This is a genomic window from Nonlabens sp. Asnod3-A02 (genome assembly GCF_045063755.1).
Classification (GTDB): Bacteria; Bacteroidota; Bacteroidia; order Flavobacteriales; family Flavobacteriaceae; genus Nonlabens; species Nonlabens xylanidelens.
The window spans coordinates 812,256-829,929 of record NZ_JBEFOC010000007.1; the positions used below are offsets into that span (position 1 = coordinate 812,256).

The following is a 17,674-nucleotide window of genomic DNA, read 5'->3' on the forward strand; positions in this document are numbered from 1 at the left end:
ATTATGAATAATAAAGTTTTTATAATAGCAGAGTTATCAGCAAATCATAATAACAATTTAGATTTAGCTTTGAAAACAATCGATGCAATTGCAGATACAGGAGCAGATGCTGTCAAAGTTCAAACGTATACTGCAGATTCTCTAACATTGAATGTTGATAATGAGTATTTTGGACCTCGTAAAGATGGTCTTTGGAAAGGTAAAACACTCTATGAACTTTATGAAAAAGGTAGTTTGCCATATGAATGGCATATCACCCTTAAGGAATATACAGAGAAATTAGGTATGGTATTCTTTTCTTCTCCTTTTGATTTTAATGCTGTAGATTTTTTAGAAACTCTAGACGTCCCTTTGTATAAAATAGCTTCTCCTGAAATCACAGACATTCCATTAATAAAATATGTAGCCGAAAAAGGTAAGCCTATGATAATTTCAACTGGTATGGCGGCCTTAGAGGATATTGATTTGGCTGTTAATACATGTAGAAATGCTGGTAATAATGATATAACCTTACTCAAATGCACATCGGAGTATCCAGCTCCAATTTCTATGGCAAACCTTAAAACAATGAATAATTTGGCAGAAACTTTTGGTGTCAAGGTAGGTTTGTCTGATCATACTTTTGGTTCCACGCTTCCTATAGCTGCTACCGTATTAGGAGCTCAAGTGATAGAAAAACATATTGTTTTAGATAGAGAAAGCGGAGGTATAGACGCTGCATTTTCTTTGGAGCCAGAGGAATTCAAAAATATGGTAAAAGGTGTTAGAGAAGCGTCAGAAGTATTAGGTGATATAACATATAATTTAACAGATAGAAATAAACTTAGAAGAAGATCTCTTTTTGTTTCTAGTAATGTTAATTCAGGTGATGTTATTTCTACAGAGAATATTAAATCTGTAAGACCTGGAAATGGGTTACATCCTCAGTACTATAGTGAAGTAATTGGTAAAACATTTACTAAAAATGTTAGTGCAGGAACTCCTTTATCTTTTGATCTAATACAAGACTAAATTGATGCTTGATTTTGTTTCAAAAGCATTGAAAAATAGATTTGTAGGTTATTTATTTTCTCGGTATTTTACTTATTTTATTCAATTTGCTAGCTCTATATTTATTGCAACTAAGCTAGGACCTTATTATTTTGGAATTTGGGGATTCATATTGTTATTACTTAATTATTTTAGAGTGATCAATTTGGGCATATCTAATGCTGTTAATATTCTAATTGTACAAAATAGAAATGATAAAGAAAGGTCGGTAAATTATGCCTATAATGCGTTTATTTGCCTATCATTCCTGTTTCTTGCCATTATTTTGATGGGTGTTTATTATTATTATTATGGTATCTCCCTATTTGATAAATACGAGATAGGAAGTATGTTTTATTGGGTGTGCTTAATAGCTATACTTACTCATATCAATACTTTATTGATGACTTTGTATAGAATCAAAAACCGTTTGTCGGAGATAGCTATTTATCAAACTATAATTCCTTTGCTGGTTGCTTTTTTTATTTTTTTCGAATCTGAAAGGTATTTGTTAAACTATTTATTAGGTGCTTACGTTGGAGGAAATGTTATAGCTCTCTTGGTTTTTATTTTGCAAAATAAAGTTTCTGTAATCGGAAAATATGATAAACTAATTATTTTAGAGATTCTTAAAAAAGGAATGTATTTATTCATATACAATATATGTTTCTATCTAATCATTATTTCTATTCGAACAGTAATTAGTGTTTTTTATAATGTTGACGAGTTTGGCTTGTTTTCATTCTCGTTTTCTTTAGCAAATGCTATCCTACTATTTTTACAAGCGATCTCATTTGTCATTTTTCCTAAGGTAATAGATAAACTAAAAGGAACTGATAATGTTAAAATACATAAGATAATTAGTAGCTTGAGAAACAGTTATGTTACTTTGGCATTTCTTTTAGTATTTATTGCGTTACCTATATTTCCATTTTTCACTATGTTTTTAGAAGATTATAAAGATGCTACTGGAGCGTTACAATTAACTTCTTTAGCTGTTATACTTTACACGATATCTTTTGGGTATGGGTCATATCTTTTAGCTCAAAATAAGGATAAGTTAATAGCTGCATTAACCTTCAGTTGCTTAATCGTTAATGTTATTATATCGCTTATTTTAGTTCTAATTTTTAAAGTGAATTACGAGTATGTAATAATTGCCACTATGCTGTCTTATACTTTATATGGTTATTTAACGGCTAAATTTGCTTTGAAATATCTTGGGATTAAAAGGTCCAATTCTAATTACATTTTAGAATTTTTTCCGATAAAACTTCTTATTCCATATATTCTTGCAGTGGTAGTTGTTGTTTATGGAAATTGGGCTATTACTACTATACCTTTAATTATATTTGCAGTCCTAAATAAAAAGGAGCTTTTGAAGTTAATTACAACTTTAAAAACTATGTTGTCTAAACCAGACATTATTAACCTTGATTAATACACCTTCATTGAATACTGTAAAAAAAAATACAACATTATTAATAGCCTATATGGTTATTTCCTTCTTATATTATGTCGTTGGCGATAGTTTAAGGTTGGTCTTGTTTCCGTTAGTGATGTTGATTTGCTTTCTAAGTTTAGGTAACATTAATGCTGTAGATTCTTTTTTAAGATCAAAGTGGATTATATATTTTATTGTTATGTTTTTTGGTGTTGTGTTAATCCAAGTAACCTCAGGTAACTTCACTCCATTTGTGCTTTATATTTTGGCAGCGCCTGTCATGGCTCATTTTTTTATAAATAAGGTCTTTGATACAAAAAAAATAAAAATTCCTTTTTATTTAGCAATTGCTTTTATGGCTGTCCATTTTGCTCGTTTTAGAACAATGGAAGGTATTTTTAGTGAAATGAGTCCCAACTATGTATCCGTAGTTTTGATTATGAATGCGTCCGTTTTAGCTATTGTCCAGTATAGACAAAGAGAAAAGGTTAGAATAGTGCCTGCCATATTAACTGTTTTATTTTCTATTTTAGCATTTGGTCGTTCTGGTATAGGCTGCTCTTTAGTTCTTTTAGCTGCTGTTTTTTTAATTAATTGGAGTGCTATGACTAAAGTTAAAAAATACTTAGTTTTAGCTAGCTTTATAATACCATTTATTGTTGTTGTAATTGCTCAAGGACAATATTTGCTTAATATGATTTATGGTATTTCATTTTTTAAGAAATTTAGTGATAATGGGTTAGATTCTCCTGCTAGAGATATTTTAATGAGAGAGTATTTTGTTCATTTAAACAAAAACGATTTATTTTATTATATCGGTTATAATTATGGCAAAAATCCATGGTTTTTGCATTATGGATTAAATCCTCATAATAGTTATATTAGATTACACCATTATTTTGGTGTTTTCTTTTTCTTGATTGTACCCACTCTCATAATTTCTTTTTTAAAGCTTCTTTATTCAAATAGATTTTATGCATTAATCTTGTTGGCTATTTTATTAAGAGCTTACACGGACACTGTATTATTTCTTTCACTCTATGATTTTTTAGTGATTTCATTAATTTTCATGACTTTTAAAAAGAAAAAAATGATGCATCCAGCAATAGAGATTAATGATATATGATTAAGGATAAACCATTAGTAGAACAAATAGAGTTCTTACTTCAAGAGGAGAGTAAGAATAGCTTAAATGATATAACAATAGGAACAGATCTACCTATTTGGAGATTAATACGTTTTAATTATCGTGTTGCATTTTTATCTAAAAAAGTTGGTTTCAAAAATGATACTAAAACTAAAAAGATAACAATACTCGAGGTTTTAAAATATTTTTTGCTCTCATTTAGTCATTTTCTGAAACTTATATTTAAATCCAGTAGAAAAGATACTCTATTCTTCGCTTTTCCTAGATTAACAAATTTTAATGGTATTTATCTAGATAAATTTTCAGATCCAATAATTGACATAGCTTTAGAAGAGAATGAATATTTAGTTATACAAAATAATAATTCAGGTAAACATTTCACACCAAGAATTCATGAGAAAAATGTGTGTTATTCAGATTTTGAGTTTTACACATCCATATTGTTAAGTGTTTTTATATTACCTTTTATAGCCTTACTTTATTTAAATAAGGTAAGAGTTCTTAAGCACAAGGTTGAATTAATTTATACTATTTCTTTTTCATTTTATCTTAAAACATTTTTAACTATTGGAACTTTTTGGATAAAAAACTGTTTTGCAAAACTGTACCTATACTTAATAGTCCCTAAAAGAATAGTTGTGGTTAGTAGATATGTTTTTAATCCAATTATTTATGCAGCAAAGAAAAAAGGAGTTAAAGTTTTTGAACTTCAACATGGCGCCACAGATGGTGCCACTGCTTTGTATAGTGGTCCTTATCATAAAATGATAGATCCCGATATGTTTTTAAGCTTTGGTACGTTATGGAATGCCAGTAGTTTTGGTATGCCAAAAGAGAAAATTATTAATATAGGTTGGGCTTATTCAGTATGGTTGTCTAATAAACAATTAGATAAAATTGTACCTTTGAATAACAGCGTTCTAGTTGTTTCTAGCCCTTCTCATACTGAGTTTGTTTTACAGTCTATTATTATTTATGCAGATAAATACAGAAGTTTTAATTTTTATATACGACTACATCCACAAGAACGTTTAAATAGTGAACAGTTAGAATGCATTAAATCTATTGAAAATATATTTCTAGATGAGACATCAATAGATTCAATAGTAGCAATACAAAAATATCAGTACGTTTTGGGAGTTAAGTCGACTGTATTGCATGAAGCTTTAAATCAAAATAAACCTGTAGGTATACTTCAAACTGGTTTTCAAATGAAAAAAGACAGTGAAAATTACAATGGTTTTTTTCATATTATCACTCAAGATGGTGATCTCAACTCATTACTAAATGAACAAAGTTTAGTAAATGACACTTTGAAAGCTTTTTCTTTTTTTAATAACGAACTCTTTAAAAGAGAAGTTCTAAATAAATACTAAATAATGGCAAAGATATTAATCACATGCGCTGGATCTGGAGTTGGTCAATCTGTTTTAGATGCGCTTAACTTAAGAAGAGAACATTATCTCATAGGTTGCGATGGTAATTTAAATGTCATGGCAAGAACCTTTTGTGATGAATTCTTTGAAGTTCCTGGCATATATGATGATAATTATATAGATGTTTTAATTTCAAAAAGTATTGAATTAGAAATAGATCTAATCATACCTGGGCATGATCATGAGCTAGCCTTGTTTTCTAATTTAATAGATCGCTTTAATGCAGCTGGACTTAAAGTGCTAGTTTCATTATCAGATCTTATAGAGGTTAGTAGAGATAAACAAGAATGGTATAACTTCTTCGCCCCGAAGGGATGTAATATAGTACCGACATTAAGAGTTGATGAATTCTTAGAAAATCCAAATGAAGCTATTATTCCTGCAATAGTTAAACCTTCTGGAGGGTCTGCATCACAAGGTATTTCCATTATTAATAAATTAGAGGATCTAGTAGGGTTAAATGGAGAAGATATCATACAGCCTTATCTTTTTCCTGAGAAACTAGACTCTAATTATTTAAAAATAAAAAAGGCAGTAGAAAAAGGTGTTTTAACGCAATTGTCTGAAATATCTATTCAGTTTGTTTTTGATAAGGAGTCAGAATTGCGTGGGTTATTCATATCTAGAAATACCCTTAAAAGCGGTGTACCCATTTATATAGAGCCTATTGATCCTGATAGTTTTGACTACATGGATCAAGTAATGAAATTTGTACCTATATTTAAAAAATATGCGGTTGTAGGACCTGTTAACATTCAAGGTAGAATTACAGAAAATGATATTTTCTTTTTTGAAATGAACATGCGTTTTACTGGTATAACAGGTAATCGTTCACAATTAGGATTTAATGAAGTTGAATTTCTTGTAAATAACTTTCTTGAATTGCCTACTGTTGAATTAAAAAAATATGCCTATAATAAAGTAGGGGCGAGGCAGGTAGGTTGTACTACGTTGCCTAAAATAGATAAAAAGAGAGATGTTTTATTTATTCTAGGAGCTGGTAGTAATTTAGGATTACGTTTTGTTTTAAATAATCAAAAAAAATATAAGTTTATTTATATCGCTTACCGCGATGAGTCAAAGGCTAAATATCAAAAATTATTTAGTGACGTTAAAAACGTTCAATTAGTAGAAAGTAATAGTCCGTCTACTCAATCCTTTTTAGCTCAGTCAGACGTTTTGGTTAACTTTGTAAGTGCACTAGCATTTCATAAGGATCCTTTAAAATTTGATGCTATTAGTTATATCTATAACCTCATACCTAAGATTGTAAAAGCAAATATAAGTACAGTAATTAATATTTCTTCTCAATCCGTTTATGACCAGACTTTAGTCAAAGAAAAGGTAGAAGAAGATGAAGTCAGTATGTTAACCACTTATGGTTTCCAAAAGAAAATCATAGAAGATTTTTTTAATAGTTTAAAAACATATTTACCTCGTGTTCAAGTATCATCGATAAGAGCAGCTAGAATAATAGACCCTAAGATTCCGGGAACAGCTGGTTTTTTCGGAAAATTAGTTCAGTCGTCTATAAATAATGATCCTATGGAAGTAATAGGCGGTAGTAATACTACAAATTTAGTTCATGTAAATGATGTAGTGAATGGCATAAACTTTTTGGTAGAAAAGTCAGAATTTTCACCTCTTTCTGCTGTGTATAATTTAGGAGGAGAAAATATATCAATAAAAGAATTTTGTATAGCTATAGGGAATACTTTAAAGCAACCTAGTGTATTTTCTTTCCCTCCAGTAAGTGTAGAAAATGAGGTTTTATCTTCTATGATCGATTCTTCCAAAATTAAAAATTTGGGATTTAATGAAACCACTTCTTTAAAAGATATTATCGTAGAACTATCCAGTAATCTTTAGAAAATATTTATGAGAAAATTCGTTTGGAATATAGTATCCTCAATCTATCCAAGGTTTTTGAGAACAGTATACGGTATGAATATAGATCTTAAGTCTGTTATTTCTTATAAGGCTCAGTTAGATAAAAGTATAAATCCCAAAGGTATTAACATAGGAGCTCATACTTGGGTTCTGGCTGGTGCTTTAGTTTTAAGTCATGATCATAGTAGATCTTTAAAAGTAGATACAGTGATAGGTGACAATTGTATTATTGGGGTTAAGGCAATTATTTTACCAGGTGTTATTCTAGGTGATCATGTGGTTGTTGGTGCGGGATCTGTAGTAACCAAAAGCTTTCCTAGTCATACTGTTGTTGTAGGTAATCCTGCAAAAATAATTAAGGAAGGTGTAGTGGTGAATAATAAAGGACAAATAGTTCTAAATTAAGAATAATTATATGTACAAGAACATTATTAAGCCTGCCGGAGATTTCATAATCGCATTTATCAGTTTATTGATTCTCTCTCCTATATTTGTTTTAGTCGCTTTACTTATTAAAATTAAAACCGACGGTAGTATATTTTTTAAACAGAAACGACCAGGAAAGAATAACAAGGTGTTTCAAATTTTAAAATTTAAAACTATGACAAATGATCGTGACGAAAAAGGAGAATTATTACCTGACGCCGATCGTCTAACAACTATAGGGAAATTAATTAGGTCTACATCATTAGACGAGTTACCACAGTTATTAAATGTTTTAAAAGGTGATATGTCTATAATAGGACCTAGGCCATTGTTAGTAAAGTATATACCTCTTTATACTGATTTTCAATCTAGGAGACATGACGTTAAGCCGGGTATAACAGGTTGGGCTCAGGTTAATGGTCGTAATATGATAACTTGGGAAAAGAAATTTGAACTAGATGTGTGGTATGTGGATCATATTTCCTTCTTATTAGATGTGAAAATTGTGTTTAAAACTATCAAAAAAGTAATAAATAGAAAGGATATAAATTCTGCAACTAGTGCAACGGTAGAAACTTTTGAAGGTACTAAAAGAGATTCTTTATGAGAGGCATATTAATTTTTGTTCTACTTTTTGTAGTTGTTAGTTCGTCTGCACAAGAAGAAGTGTTTTCATATGTATGGAAGGAACGTGTTCATGACATAGGAGATGATAATGTAATTATGGGGCCTTTGGCTAATTTAGCGACTTCGGTAGTCTACCAGAGGGATGAAGAAGATATTCTTCAAATTGAATTTGGTAAAAAGGTAAAAGTCTATGAAGCAAAAAAAACACAGTCTTGGGGATTTGTTCAATTTCCTAAGTTGTTTAAAACTGTAGATGATGAGCTAGCTATAACCTGGAGAATGAACCCTGATAAATCAGGTGTTCAATTTAAAAGTGGTTGGAAATACTCCAGTGACCTTGGTAAAAAGTGGACTTTTAGATGGGCTGAAAGGCCAGTAATTCCTGGAGTAAAATTAAATAATGGTAATTATATTAAATTTCTCTCTAATTATAAGAATGACTCCCTTTTACCTATTAACGCGTTGCCATTTGAAACGCGAACTAATTATAGTAAGACCAATTATCAATTTTATGATTTAGATACTATTCCTAAGAGTCTATTAGAAAAAGACGTTATTAAATATAATAAAGATTCTGGTAAGTTTGAGAAGGAAAAAATTGTATTAGAAAATGATAAACGTCTTATCTATAACATAGGAGGTAAAATACCTAATATAATGTGGGGACCCTTATTGAAATTAGAAAACGGAATTTTAATCAAAGCAATGTATCCAGGTTATCTTAAAACTGAAAATAATTGTGTTACTAATAGTTCTATAGTATTTTACAAGTCAGATGACAATGGAGAATCATGGAGTTATCAAGGCAGTATAAGTCCTCTAAAAAAGGAGTTAGATAACAAAGATGTGCCACAGGAATTTACAGAGCCTAGCTTAGAAGTTTTAGAAGACGGTAGTCTCATAACCATATTTAGATCTTCCTTAGGTATTAAAACTGCCCCTATGTATGCGGCAAAGTCTAAAGATTTAGGTAAGACATGGTCTTCGCCACGTAAAATCACCCCTAATGGTGTTTTACCTCAATTGTTAAAACTAGAGAATGGTGTCTTAGTCTTAACATCAGGAAGACCAGGTGTTCAAATTCGTTTTAATGCAGAGGGTGATGGAATCAAATGGACAGAACCTTTTGAAATGTTAAAATATAAAGGGTTGAGAGGTCAGGTTTCTTGTGGCTATACAGGAATTATACCGACTTCGGAAAATTCATTTTTACTCGTTTATAGCGATTTTAGAAATAGAGATGAACAAAACAGATTGAGAAAAGCTATTTTAGTAAGAGAGATAGTAGTAAAGAAACTTTAATCACCTTTTAATTAAGTAAAGAATGAATGATAAAATATGGCTTTCTTCACCACACATGGGTGGTGCAGAACGCGGATTTGTAAAAGAAGCTTTTGATACCAATTGGGTCGCTCCATTAGGACCTAACGTTACTGGTTTTGAAAAGGATTTAGAATCTTATCAAGGTCAGGATTCTCATGTGGCTGCCCTAAGTAGTGGTACTGCTGCTATACACCTAGCGCTTGTTCAGGCTGGTGTAGGTCCAGGTGACGAGGTGATTTGTCAAAGCTTTACTTTTTGTGGTACTACAAATCCAGTACTGTATTTAGGTGCTATTCCTATTATGGTAGATAGTGAAGAGCAAACTTGGAATATGTGTCCACAAGCATTGATGCAGGCTGTAGAAGATCGCATTGCAAACGGTAAAAAGCCCAAAGCCATTCTAGCGGTACATTTATATGGTATGCCGTATATGGTTGATGAGATTCACGCTTTCGCGAAAGCGAAACAAATACCAATTATAGAAGACAGTGCAGAGGCTTTAGGAAGTACTTACAAAGGTCAGAAATGTGGAACTTTTGGTGACTATGGAATATTGAGTTTCAATGGCAATAAAATTATAACCACTAGTGGTGGTGGTGCCATGGTATGTAAGACCAAAGAAGTAAAAGATAAGGCCATTTTTCTAGCAACACAAGCTCGTGATGCGGCGCCACATTATCAACATAGTGAGGTAGGTTATAACTATCGCATGAGTAACATAAGCGCTGGTATAGGTAGAGGACAAATGGAAGTTCTTGATAAACATATCGACTTAAGAAGAGCTATGAACGCCTTTTATCAAGATATTTTTAAAAACATTGAAGGTATTGAGGTGCTTAAAGAGCAAGATAATACGGTACGCTCTAACCACTGGTTGAGTGCTATTCTAGTAGACGCATCAAAAACAGGTGGTATCACTAGAGAAGATATAAGACTCGCTCTAGAAAAGGATAACATAGAATCTAGACCCTTATGGAAGCCTATGCACATGCAACCACTTTATAAGGATTATCCTTATTATGGTAATAAAGTTTGTGAAACTTTATTTGAAAATGGATTGTGCTTGCCGTCTGGTTCTAATTTAACTGATGTAGATAGAGATAGAATCTCTGTTTCCATAAAGACTTTATTCAGCAAATAAAACGCTTATATTTTTTACATATGAATACAGCTGGTGTTTCAAAACGCCGGCTGTATTACTGTTATATCGGATCAATAGTTGAAAGCATCTTTTTGTGCGACAAAGAGGTGTTTCTATGTGGATTCTTGATCCATTTTTTTTGCAGGCATATTTCATATCTTAACGAAGAGTTAATCTAAGTAAATTCCTATGAAAAGATAATGGAATTACTTTTACGACCTTAAATAAATATTATGAAAAAAATATTACTATTAGTGGCGTTTTGTGCCGCAATCATTTCAAATGGTCAGACCACCGTTTCTTATGATTTTTCAAGTTCAGGAGCTTCTGCCGGCTTGAATTCTGCTGCACCAGGAGTTGCTCTCGACGCAAATATTGGTTTTGGGAGTTTTAAAAATTCAGGATCTTCAAATCCAGGAATCTTTAGTAGTCAATTGAGACTTTACCAAAGTGATACTAAAGGAGGTTCTATTGTGATTTATGCTAATAATGGAGTAGTTATCACTGATGTTACCGTAAATGCTTCATCTAGAATAGGAGATGCTGGATTTATTGTGGACAGTGGTACAACTATAAATGTTGCAGGTGGTAGTACTTATAGTATAAATGGAATCAATGGACTTTCTCAAGTAGAATTTTTTCAACGAGAGAGTGGTAGTGGAAACAGAATCTATATAGATACTTTTGATGTTACTTACATGACTGCTGGCCCAGCAACGACATCACTACAGTTTGATCCTAACTCTTTAACGGTAAATGAAGATGCTGGTACTGTAGATCTTACGGTTTCTATTTCTAATGAGTCTACAAGTAATGCTACCACGGCAGATGTTGTTCTTACATCTGGTACGGCTAGTAGTATTAATAATTATACTACTCAATCGGTTACATTTCCTGCAGGTAGTTCAATGAATCAAATCGTGACGGTAACGGTTACTGATGATATGATTGAAGAACTAGATAAAGATTTTACTTTTGAGATTCAAAATATAGTGGGTGGCGATATGGCTGCTGCTGGTACAAATAATACATTTACACTAACGGTTTTAGAAGATGATATTGCACCTATTTCTTTACCTTATACAGAGAGTTTTGATGATTGTGTTGATAATAAATGGGTCGCTTTTGATCAAGCTGGTGATGATGTATGGGTTTGTAGTTCTGGAGCTTATACTATGAATGGTTTTGGTGGTACGGAAGATATAGATTGGTTAATTACAGAAGTTCCTGTCGATTTCCCTACAGTAGCAAGTCTTAATCAAATAGAAGTAACCACTTCAGAACGTTTTGGTAATAGTATAAATGAAGCAGGAGAATTCTTATTGAGATATTCTACAGATTATGATGGATCGGGAGATCCAACTATGGCTACTTGGACAGAACTAGTTTTTGATCCTAATAATACTTCTTCAAGTAATTCAGCTTCTGCATCTTCTACAACAATGGTTGATGCTTCTGCTATTCAAGGTCAGGCTTATATAGCATTTTTATATGATAACACAGGATTAGGTGCTGAAGAATGGGTAGTGGAAGAAATAGAGATTACTACCTTACCAGCCAGTGCAAATCTTGCACCTTCAATAGCAAATATCTCAAATAGTCCAGTTGCTCCAACTTCTACCGATGTGGTGACGGTAAATGTAGATGTTACTGATGCAGATGGTTTGAATAGTGTAGAACTGCAATATGGTTTTGCTTCTGGTATTTATGATCAGACTCCTGTAGCTATGGTATTATCTAGTGGTGATACCTATCAGGCAACTATCCCAGCACAAGTAGATGGTACAACGGTATTTTATCAAATAGTTGCTATAGATGCTAATTCTACACCTGCAGCTACTACTAGTGCAGAAAGTAGTTATGCTGTTGTAGATCCACAACCACAAGGTCTTCAAATAGGCGCTGTGGATACGGCTTATGTTATTGATTTTGATAATACAGTACTTCATGTTAATAATGGAGTATTTGATGGTTCAGGATTTGCTTTAAACCCTGCTGCAGGTCAGTTAGATGCAGACGCTTTTGCAATTACAGGTTTACAAGATGGGGCAACTAACTTTGGAGATGAGCAGTCAGGTAATGATTTTGGAAAAGGAGTTTCTGACGGTGGCGTTTCAAGTGGTGGTATATATGCATTTGAAGTAGCTGCAGGAGATTATGCTTTAGGAGTACAACCTACAGGTAGTGACTTTACACCTGGTACTATCTTCTTTCAGTTTACTAACAACACAGGAGCTGTAGTTACAGATTTATCTGTAGCTTATGATTTTTATGTTTTTGATAATGAGAATAGAGCAAATGATTTTAGATTTTCTCACGGTGCAGATACATCTTCTCTTATTGAGGTGACTGATGCGGCACTTTCTTCTATGCTAGGACAAGATGTTATTGAAGAATGGAAACGCAATGCAATAGCAATGGATCTAACAGGTTTAAATATAGCTGCAGGCGATACTTATGTATTAGCATGGTCTTCTGTAGATAGTGGTGGTGGTTCTTCTGATGAGATAGCGTTAGATAATATCCAGTTAATTGCAAATCCTTCTAGTCAAAAAATCGCTCTAAGTGGAGTTTTAGAATCATTAACTTTATTAGGTGATGTGAATTTGAACAATACGACTGAATTGAATGGTTTCTTAAAATTAGTTTCAGGAGATTTAGCAACAAATGATAATTTGACTTTGAAATCTATGGATAGTAAAAGCGCTGTAGTAAGAGAGGTGATCGCTGGTACAGTAACTGGAGACGTAAAAGTAGAGCAGTTTTATCCAGCTCAAAGAGCGTTTAGATTTATAGGGTCTTCTGTGAATATGACAGGAAGTGTTTATGATAACTGGCAACAAGGTGGTTTAAATGTAGGTGATGCAGGTTATATAGCAGGAAATGGTACACATATTACAGGTGGATCAATGGCTGACGGTTTTGATGTGTCTGGTTCTAATAATCCATCTGCATTTAGTTTTAATGAAGATACACAGATTTGGGAAAGTACTTCTGCTACAAATTCTACTAGTTTAACAGCAGGTGATGCTATACGTGTTTTGATAAGAGGAGATCGAAGTGTTTCTTTAACAACAGCTAGTGCTGCACCGTCAAGTACTACTTTGATTTCCACAGGATCGTTGTACTTAGGAGATTTCACAACGTCTGGCTTGTCGACTACAGAAGGTGGTTTTAACTTTGTAGGTAATCCATACCAAGCACAAGTGAATTTAAATAGCGTTTTAAATGATGCTGATACAGAGGATATCGATGTAAGTGAATATTATGCTTGGGACCCAACTATAGGTACAAGAGGTGCTTATGTGACTCATAATTTTGTATTAGGAAATAGTAATGCAACATCTGAAGTTAGTGAGTTCGTACAACCAGGTCAGGCATTTTTTGTTACTACTGCCGAAGATGGGAGTAATGCTGCTGCACTTGCACCAAGTATTTCTTTTAAAGAATCTTATAAGTCAACAAGCTTTGAAACGACTAATACCTATCGTAATTCTAATGTAAATGAGCAGATTTCTGTTTCTCTATATACAGATCAAGAATTGGCATCAGGTAAAGCTAGAGATGGTGTTTTAATATCATTTAATTTGAATGCATCAAGTGCAGTTAGTGCAAACGGTGCTGTAAAACTTCAGAATCCTGATGAGAACTTGTCTATTGAGGCTTTGAATTCTTCATTAAGTATTGTGGAGCGTTCTGAGCCAGTAGATAATGAGTTAATACCGTTGAAATTAAATGGTTTAACTTCTACTGATTACACATTTGATATCAATATTACATTAACTAATCTACAGACTTTATTTGTAGATCATTTCTTAGGTACGGAGACTTTAATGGCAATTGGTAGTAATCTTGTCTCTGTTAGTTTTGATACTACAAACGCGGCAAGTGTGGATGAGAATAGATTTGAATTAAAGTTTTTAAACAGCACATTGTCTGTTGGTGATATCGCTTTCGCGGAAGCGGTACAAGTATATCCTAATCCAGTAAACGGAGATAGTGTTACTATCGGAAACCTAATCGCAGGTGAGTCTGTGAAAATTTCTATTTATAATACATTAGGTCAACTTATTGTTTCTTATCAAAAAGAATCGACTAACGGTAATGAAACAGTTGCAAATATGAATAGTCTAAAAAATGGAATTTACTTGTTAAAAGTAGAACAAGATAAAGTAGCGACAACTAAGAGAATTATAAAAAACTAAAGATGAAAACAAATAAAATTTTACTTACAATTTTTGTAATCGTCACATTTTCAGTTGTAACAAATGCTCAAGCAGCGTTTGATCCTGAAGTAGAGGATGTTGCAGCATTACCAGGGCTAGTAGTTGCTGCAATTGCAGGTTTATGGATAGGCGGTAAAAAATTGTTACGCAAATAACAAGCTGCGAAACTTATATAAATTATGGGCAATGTTTAACGCATTGCCCTTTTTTTTGTGTTATTTTTGCAACAAGGGAAAATGAAAATAGAATATTTTAAAAATAGATTGGCTCATATCTTTTGGAATGGAGATAATTCTCTACAGTTCAAAAATTTGAGGTATTTGCCACGATGGATGGTAATCGCAATAGATGTTTTTCTAGTTGTGGCATCTTTTTATATTTCATTTTTAGTAGTAGAAAATATAGCTACCAGCTTTTATCAAGTACTTTCTATCTATCAACAAGCAGTATTCTTCACGCTTGTTTATTTAGCTTCTTTTTTTGTTTTTAGTACATATTCTGGGCTTATTAGGCACAGTACTTTTGTAGATATTTTTAAAATAGCATTTGCTTGTATAGCCAGTACTGCGGTAATAGTAGTTGTGAATTATGGCTATTATCTTATATATGATCAGAAAATATTTTTAATGCCATTTTTGATTATCAACATGACAACTACCTTTGTTGCTTTGTTGTTATTTAGGGTAATGGTTAAGAGATTGTATTCTTTTGTGTCTCATGGGAAACAGAAAATTTATGATGTTTTAATAGTTGGGGTAAATGATGATAGCATTGCTCTAGCTGAAGCATTAACGACTTCTAAGACACAAAGTTTTAATCTAGCTGGTTTTATCTCTTTTAAAAACGATCATCAACGTATTAAGATTTTGGGAAAACCTATTGTTAAATATGGTAGTAAGTTTTATGATAAAATCGCACCTATGAAGGTGAATGGTCTTATTATCGCTGGCTCTCAATTATCCATGGCTCAAAAAAATGAGTTGGTGGATAAGGCGCTGGCAAATGATTTGAAAATATTTAATGTTCCTGATATTACACAGTGGACAGATAAGGAAGATGTTAGTACAAAGATTAAAGAAATTCAAATAGAAGACCTTTTAGAGAGAGAGGCTATTCACCTCGATGATAGTCAGATTTCTAATTATTTAGAAGATAGAGTTGTCTTGATAACTGGTGGAGCAGGTTCTATAGGAAGTGAGATCGTAAGACAAGTTTCTGATTATAATCCGAAGTGTGTACTTATATTAGATCAAGCCGAGTCTCCTTTATATGATCTAGAGTTAGAGTTAAAAGAAAAGTTTCCAAACGTAGTTTATAAGTTTATCCTTGCAGATGTAAGGCGTAGGGAGAGGTTAGAAAGTATATTTGAAGCTAATGATATTTCGGTTGTTTTTCATGCTGCAGCATATAAACATGTCCCAATGATTGAATCCAATCCTAGGGAAGCTGTATTTGTTAATATATTAGGTACTGTTAATTTAGCAAACCTTGCAGTAAGTAAAGGAATAGATCGATTTGTAATGGTTAGTACAGATAAGGCTGTGAATCCAACTAATGTGATGGGTGCTAGTAAAAGAGCAGCAGAGATTTATGTACAATCCTTACAGCAACATTCTACTGGTACTACTAAGTTTATTACTACAAGATTCGGTAATGTGTTAGGATCCAATGGATCTGTAATTCCTTATTTTAAAAAGCAGATAGAAAGTGGCGGTCCTGTCACAGTGACACATCAAGATATTATAAGATACTTCATGACTATACCAGAGGCTTGTCAACTCGTGTTGCAAGCTGGTACCATGGGTAATGGAGGTGAGATCTTTGTTTTTGATATGGGGAAACCGGTACGTATTATGGACCTTGCAGAACGTATGATCAAGTTATCGGGCTTTAAACCATATGATGAGATTGATATAAAAATTATAGGCTTGAGGCCTGGTGAGAAATTATATGAAGAGTTGTTAAGTGATGATTCTAAGACCTTACCGACACATCATCAAAAGATTATGATTGCTAAGGATGAACCTTACAGTTATGAAAATGTGACACATTATCTAAAAGAAATTGAAGCAGCAACTCATAATTTTAATGATGATTTAGTTGTTATGAAAATAAAGCAAATGGTGCCTGAATTTATTAGTAAAAACAGTGTATTTGAATTGCTAGACAAGAAAGTAAAATTATAGAAATAAGTATCTTTGCAAAATGAAAAATATCTTAATTAAATCATCTTTAATATTAATCTTTGTAGCTTTGGTCACCTCTTGTGTATCTAAAGATAAGATTCTTTATGTTCAAGATATTGACTCTGCGTTAACGGAAAGAGAATTGAATTACGAGTCCATTATAAAAAAGGATGATATTCTTAGAATTATTGTAACTAGCGAGAACATGAAACTAGTACAGCCTTTTAATCAAGTAGTTAACCCAACGGCTAATAACGAGTTGACGATCACTTCTCAAAATAAACTACTTGGTTACCTTGTTAATAATGGAGGTAATATTTCATTCCCTTTATTAGGTGATATAAAGGCTGCAGGAATAAGCCGAAAAGACTTAACTGATACTATTCAAAATAGATTGAGAGCAGAATATGTTAAGGATGCAACGGTAGACTTGAGAGTTGTTAATTTTAAGATCACCGTATTAGGTGAGGTGACTCGACCAGGAAATTATAATTTTGATTACAACCGTATTACTTTACTTCAGGCTATAGGTATGGCTGGGGATTTAACTATTTATGGGAATAGAAAAAATATTACCGTTTTAAGAGATGTGGATGGTGTTCAAAAGGTCCATAAATTAGATCTTACTAAATCTGATTTTATAGACTCAGAATATTACTACCTTCAACAAAATGATGTGATCATAGTGGAACCTAATAATGCACAAGTACAAGCAGCAGGTTTTAATAGAAACGCCTCTTTATACGTTTCGGTAGCTTCTGTTCTACTATCACTAATAGTGATTCTTTCAAGAAATTAA

The 17,674-nt window shown here is 32.6% G+C and carries 13 protein-coding genes; all 13 read left to right on the forward strand.

All coding sequences use genetic code 11. The features are described from left to right. Positions 1-3 precede the first annotated feature (3 nt). The 13 genes from pseI (at position 4) to ACJJVN_RS07145 (ending at position 17,674) form a co-directional block, all read left to right on the forward strand. The gene (pseI, locus tag ACJJVN_RS07085) at positions 4-1,011 is read left to right on the forward strand and encodes a pseudaminic acid synthase (protein WP_405377618.1); all 1,008 of its coding nucleotides are present in this window, start codon (positions 4-6) and stop codon (positions 1,009-1,011) included. Positions 1,012-1,015: 4 nt separating this feature from the next. After that, positions 1,016-2,470 (forward strand): polysaccharide biosynthesis C-terminal domain-containing protein, encoded by a 1,455-nt coding sequence (locus ACJJVN_RS07090; protein ID WP_405377619.1) that lies wholly within the window; start codon positions 1,016-1,018, stop codon positions 2,468-2,470. A 10-nt stretch (positions 2,471-2,480) separates the two neighbouring features. Then, positions 2,481-3,599, forward strand: coding sequence for a hypothetical protein (locus ACJJVN_RS07095; protein ID WP_405377620.1), 1,119 nt, complete (start codon positions 2,481-2,483; stop codon positions 3,597-3,599). Then, a complete protein-coding gene (locus ACJJVN_RS07100) occupies positions 3,596-4,996 on the forward strand; it encodes a hypothetical protein (protein WP_405377621.1) in 1,401 nt (466 codons plus the stop codon). The genes ACJJVN_RS07095 and ACJJVN_RS07100 overlap by 4 nt, the downstream gene beginning before the upstream one ends. 3 nt (positions 4,997-4,999) lie before the next feature. Then, complete coding sequence (locus ACJJVN_RS07105) at positions 5,000-6,925, forward strand: NAD-dependent epimerase/dehydratase family protein (protein ID WP_405377622.1); 1,926 nt, start codon at positions 5,000-5,002, stop codon at positions 6,923-6,925. Positions 6,926-6,934: 9 nt separating this feature from the next. Beyond that, entirely contained in the window at positions 6,935-7,351 is a 417-nt protein-coding gene (locus ACJJVN_RS07110) for an acyltransferase (RefSeq protein ID WP_405377623.1), read from the forward strand. 10 nt (positions 7,352-7,361) lie between these two features. Continuing rightward, positions 7,362-7,979, forward strand: coding sequence for a sugar transferase (locus ACJJVN_RS07115; protein ID WP_405377624.1), 618 nt, complete (start codon positions 7,362-7,364; stop codon positions 7,977-7,979). Then, complete coding sequence (locus ACJJVN_RS07120; RefSeq protein WP_405377625.1) at positions 7,976-9,301, forward strand: sialidase family protein; 1,326 nt, start codon at positions 7,976-7,978, stop codon at positions 9,299-9,301. Before ACJJVN_RS07115 ends, ACJJVN_RS07120 begins: the two co-directional genes overlap by 4 nt. 22 nt (positions 9,302-9,323) lie before the next feature. Then, positions 9,324-10,463: a DegT/DnrJ/EryC1/StrS family aminotransferase gene (locus tag ACJJVN_RS07125; RefSeq protein WP_405377626.1), complete on the forward strand. Its 1,140-nt coding sequence runs from the start codon at positions 9,324-9,326 to the stop codon at positions 10,461-10,463. A gap of 233 nt (positions 10,464-10,696) precedes the next feature. Beyond that, entirely contained in the window at positions 10,697-14,668 is a 3,972-nt protein-coding gene (locus ACJJVN_RS07130; protein WP_405377627.1) for a T9SS type A sorting domain-containing protein, read from the forward strand. A 2-nt stretch (positions 14,669-14,670) separates the two neighbouring features. Beyond that, complete coding sequence (locus ACJJVN_RS07135) at positions 14,671-14,844, forward strand: hypothetical protein (protein WP_405377628.1); 174 nt, start codon at positions 14,671-14,673, stop codon at positions 14,842-14,844. 81 nt (positions 14,845-14,925) lie between these two features. Then, positions 14,926-16,875: a polysaccharide biosynthesis protein gene (locus tag ACJJVN_RS07140; RefSeq protein ID WP_405377629.1), complete on the forward strand. Its 1,950-nt coding sequence runs from the start codon at positions 14,926-14,928 to the stop codon at positions 16,873-16,875. A gap of 19 nt (positions 16,876-16,894) precedes the next feature. Further along, a complete protein-coding gene (locus ACJJVN_RS07145; protein WP_405377630.1) occupies positions 16,895-17,674 on the forward strand; it encodes a polysaccharide biosynthesis/export family protein in 780 nt (259 codons plus the stop codon).

What these genes read in the sequence shown, in the direction of transcription:
- ACJJVN_RS07120 (WP_405377625.1), top strand. Translation starts at nt 7,976, where the DNA reads ATGAGAGGCATATTAATTTTTGTTCTACTTTTTGTAGTTGTTAGTTCG.
- ACJJVN_RS07145 (WP_405377630.1), top strand. Translation starts at nt 16,895, where the DNA reads ATGAAAAATATCTTAATTAAATCATCTTTAATATTAATCTTTGTAGCT.
- ACJJVN_RS07130 (WP_405377627.1), top strand. Translation starts at nt 10,697, where the DNA reads ATGAAAAAAATATTACTATTAGTGGCGTTTTGTGCCGCAATCATTTCA.
- ACJJVN_RS07105 (WP_405377622.1), top strand. Translation starts at nt 5,000, where the DNA reads ATGGCAAAGATATTAATCACATGCGCTGGATCTGGAGTTGGTCAATCT.
- ACJJVN_RS07125 (WP_405377626.1), top strand. Translation starts at nt 9,324, where the DNA reads ATGAATGATAAAATATGGCTTTCTTCACCACACATGGGTGGTGCAGAA.
- ACJJVN_RS07135 (WP_405377628.1), top strand. Translation starts at nt 14,671, where the DNA reads ATGAAAACAAATAAAATTTTACTTACAATTTTTGTAATCGTCACATTT.
- ACJJVN_RS07090 (WP_405377619.1), top strand. Translation starts at nt 1,016, where the DNA reads ATGCTTGATTTTGTTTCAAAAGCATTGAAAAATAGATTTGTAGGTTAT.
- pseI (WP_405377618.1), top strand. Translation starts at nt 4, where the DNA reads ATGAATAATAAAGTTTTTATAATAGCAGAGTTATCAGCAAATCATAAT.
- ACJJVN_RS07140 (WP_405377629.1), top strand. Translation starts at nt 14,926, where the DNA reads ATGAAAATAGAATATTTTAAAAATAGATTGGCTCATATCTTTTGGAAT.
- ACJJVN_RS07110 (WP_405377623.1), top strand. Translation starts at nt 6,935, where the DNA reads ATGAGAAAATTCGTTTGGAATATAGTATCCTCAATCTATCCAAGGTTT.
- ACJJVN_RS07115 (WP_405377624.1), top strand. Translation starts at nt 7,362, where the DNA reads ATGTACAAGAACATTATTAAGCCTGCCGGAGATTTCATAATCGCATTT.
- ACJJVN_RS07100 (WP_405377621.1), top strand. Translation starts at nt 3,596, where the DNA reads ATGATTAAGGATAAACCATTAGTAGAACAAATAGAGTTCTTACTTCAA.